Origin of the sequence: Pseudomonas meliae (assembly GCF_001400515.1) — a bacterium.
Taxonomy (GTDB): Bacteria; Pseudomonadota; Gammaproteobacteria; order Pseudomonadales; family Pseudomonadaceae; genus Aquipseudomonas; species Aquipseudomonas amygdali.
In genome coordinates, this window is sequence record NZ_LJQT01000165.1 from 1 (window position 1) to 3443 (window position 3443).

Annotated in this window: 6 protein-coding genes; all 6 read left to right on the forward strand. The window is 53.6% G+C overall.

Going from position 1 to position 3443, the window contains the following annotated elements; translation table 11 throughout:
- The coding region (locus ALO64_RS25920) for a hypothetical protein (protein WP_217996270.1) at positions 1–272 on the forward strand (272 nt) is incomplete at its 5' end.
- 21 nt (positions 273–293) lie between these two features.
- Complete coding sequence (locus ALO64_RS07700; RefSeq protein ID WP_044345716.1) at positions 294–1022, forward strand: hypothetical protein; 729 nt, start codon at positions 294–296, stop codon at positions 1020–1022.
- Between the two features lie 10 nt (positions 1023–1032).
- Positions 1033–1566 carry a conjugal transfer protein TraQ gene (traQ, locus tag ALO64_RS07705; protein ID WP_044345714.1) on the forward strand — a complete coding sequence of 178 codons (534 nt, stop codon included), beginning with the start codon at positions 1033–1035 and terminating at the stop codon, positions 1564–1566.
- 19 nt (positions 1567–1585) lie between these two features.
- Entirely contained in the window at positions 1586–2032 is a 447-nt protein-coding gene (locus ALO64_RS07710) for a hypothetical protein (RefSeq protein WP_044345712.1), read from the forward strand.
- A gap of 45 nt (positions 2033–2077) precedes the next feature.
- Positions 2078–2797: a hypothetical protein gene (locus tag ALO64_RS07715; protein ID WP_044345711.1), complete on the forward strand. Its 720-nt coding sequence runs from the start codon at positions 2078–2080 to the stop codon at positions 2795–2797.
- A gap of 9 nt (positions 2798–2806) precedes the next feature.
- The coding region (locus ALO64_RS07720) for a hypothetical protein (protein WP_235804981.1) at positions 2807–3443 on the forward strand (637 nt) is incomplete at its 3' end.

Genomic DNA, 3443 nt, shown 5'->3' on the forward strand with positions numbered 1-3443 from the left:
GTCTCCGAGAAACCCGGGGCGGTTCAGTTCAGTTCGTAGGGCCGGTGCTTTCAAGTGACCAACTGGAAAAAGACGCGCTAATGGCGAACCAAAAAAACGAGCTGAATACGCTCGCGCAACCGGGTGGCCAGCCACAGCAGCAATACCGTCTTTCTCCTAATGCCGCAGGTGCCAACAATTCAAACGGGTTCGGAGGGTACCAGGGAGGAGCTCCTGGGTACGGCCAGCAGTATATGGGCCAGCCGACCATCATCGATCCAACTCGCTATTGAGTTAGGGCAGGGGACAATCACATGACTACACAAGCAGCGGAAGAGCTGGACATTTTCAACACCGCGAAACCGGTTAAAGAACCTGAGACGCCCAAAGCCCAGGATAGCCAACAGGAGAAAGCTCCACCGGCGAACGCGATCAGAGGCGATCGTAAAAAGCGCATCAATGATCTCGTCAATCGGATTGAGGGTTGGCATTTCTTGGTGTTGGCTGTAGTGCTGGCAGTCATCTTCGTGATGACTCCAAAACTATTTTCAACCAAACCGCAAACCGGTGCCTCCCAGCAGTTAACACCCGTGCAACAGGCAGGGACGGTGAACGGCGTCACAGAGACCCCTGGGCCAGCAACCCAAGCGCCTGTCGCAGCCGAAAGCCCTGATTCGTCGGCTATCAACACCGAGCATTTGAACGCTCTAAATGAGCAAGTCCAAAGCATGGGCGGGATGATCGTCGGCCTCCAGAAAAACATCACCGAGCTGGAAGCGAAGGTTGCACTCCTCGAAGCAGGCCAAGCCACTGCAGGAAAAAAAGTCGGCCTACAACAAACAGTGCGCCGCCAAGCTCAAACGACCGTACCGTCGTCTGTGGCTGGCTATAGCCTGAACACCGTATATGCAGATCAAGCATGGATTCAGCACGGTGAAAAAACTTTCGTTGTCCAGGTAGGCGATCTTATTGACGGTCTGCAAATCATTGGCATTGATCCTGTAACACGTCGAGTCACCACCTCTAAAGGCGTTATTCGCTAAGGAACCAAATATGGATCTGGCGAGCATGATCATCTCGGCGGCCAACTCACTGGTCGCCGCACTTTGGGGGTTACTCTGGTCGTTGAGTGCCCTCGCCGGGATGATTTACGCGGGTACCGTACTGCGGCGGATGCAGCTTGCCACTATCGACCCCGGCCACCGCCCGATCACCCTTGGCAGCACATTTGCGGTACTTGTGATTGGTGCAGCACTTTTCAATATGTCCGGGGTGATCAGTTCAACCTGGTCGAGTTTTGGTGAAGGGGCGACAAACTACGGGGCCATTTCATACAGCGGTGCCGAGAGCTTTGGCAGGTTCAAGGAAGCCGTAAACGCTGTTCTGACTCTGACTTCATTTGCTGGGGGCTGTTTCTTCTTCAAAGGGCTGTTGCTGATGAAAAAAGCAGCGCTCGATGGGGATGGTTCGCAAGGGGGCGATGACGTCATTTGGCGCGGCCTCACTCACATGATATTCGGCGCTGCGTTGACTCATGTCGACAAGGTGATCGAGGCCTTCCAGGCCACTTTCAAACTCTACTGGTAACCACATAAGGAGCTTCATCATGAAATTTAATCCTATCGAGTTTGCTGTCGATGTAGTTCGCCGTGGCCATATCCGCCTGGTGACTAAAGCTGAGGAATACAAAGTAAATCCGGTGCAGCGCGGGATCATGCTCATGTCGGCAGGCCTCACCTTGTCCACGCTGTTCGTCACGAAGGCCGCATATGCGGACGGCTGGGCAGGAATGGCCAAGAAAGGCGAGGAGCAGGGCAGTTCCATCAAGGAAAGCCTTGGGCCAATTCTGCTGGCTCTGGGCTTTGCCGGGGCAGGCTTCGGCGGCATGAATATGTGGAAGAAAACCAACGACGAAAACTCCCGCATCACCGGCAAACAGATCTGGGGCCCGATGGTTGCTGGTGCGGCACTCGGTGGCACCGGCTTCATGATGACCACCGCTGGCGAAACTGTGGGCATCAGTGGTAGCGAATTCGGCAAAGTTCCGAATTGATCACGACCACACGGCAGCCTGCAATATGGCTGCCTTGGAGACTGCATGAGCAACGTTAAACAGGACCAGACAGTACCGGTATCCGAGCTTGGGAAAAACTTCGAGAAGCCAGTTCTGCCGTTGATGGCCATGGCCACGAAAGCACGCGTCTGGGGTGATCCCACTCCAGATGCAATCGAGCCAGACCCTACTCAGCTGACGACTGAAATGCGGGCGACGATTACTCACCAGTCGCAAAGTAAATGCTACTTCTGCGGCATTCATGCTCGTGCCGGTCATGTTCATAACATCAACCACAATCACCAAGACCTACGGACGGAGAACCTCCGGCTTGTGGATCCGCTTTGCCATGGTTGGCAGCACCTGGGAGAGATAGCTGAAGGCGACGCTTTTATCGCATACCTCCCAGGCTTGTCCCCTCAGGATGTAAATCACCTGCAGCGAGCCACCATGATCGCCATCGAAACGGGTGACGAACAAACGAAAGCCGACGCCAAGAAAATTCTCAACTGGATGGCATCGCATCGGGAATACACCGAAAAAGCATGGGACACCAACTCGCCCAAAATTTTAGCGGAGGCGATGACCCGTCTGGGCAAGACAGATGCCGATGTTAACTCTCTTGTTTTTCAAGGGCTGAGCGTCATTTTCAATCCGGCTCAGTTCAGCCAGGTCATCAAAGGTTGGGCACAGGAAGCGTATGGCGCAGCTCCTGTATCAACGTGGGCTCAAGTTCATCATGACGTGATGAACGCGCCACGCTAAGGAGGCAACATGGGACTTCTCGATAAGTGCATAGACGCAATGGAAGGTACCTTGGAGTACCTTGCAAAACACTTCATTCACAAAGATATGACCAGTTACTGCGAGCTGGCCACCGCTGTAGGGTTGACCGATGCTGATATCGAGAAATCCCCTGATCTGAAGGATCCTTACACACTGGTCAATAGTGATTATTCGCTTCTGACAGTGTTTGACTTGCAGGGTACGTTCCAGATGCTCTCTGAAACTGAGTTTTTAGAGATGCTGGAATCCTTGCGCATCCGCATGACCGGCTACATGCGTGACAAAGGCCACAGCCTCACGTTCAGCTTTGAACGTGATCCAGATCGCGCTACTGACGAACTCATGCGGCTGGCCGAACCACTGTTAAACACCGCACGCCGCATCGGCCTGAAAAGCGAGGACATCATTCTCGATCGTGTGAAGCGCAACGCGCCGCATTGTGCCTGGGAACAAAACCTGCTGGTCGTTTATACGCACCTCACGTCATTGAGCAAGGAAGAACAAGATCGTGAGCTCGGTGAACTGAGCAAAAAAGCATCCAAACATAAGCTTCCAAGACTCACCTACGGGCAAAATCCCGCATTTGCTCTCGCTGCGCTCAAGTATCTGTCAACGCCAACCAAAA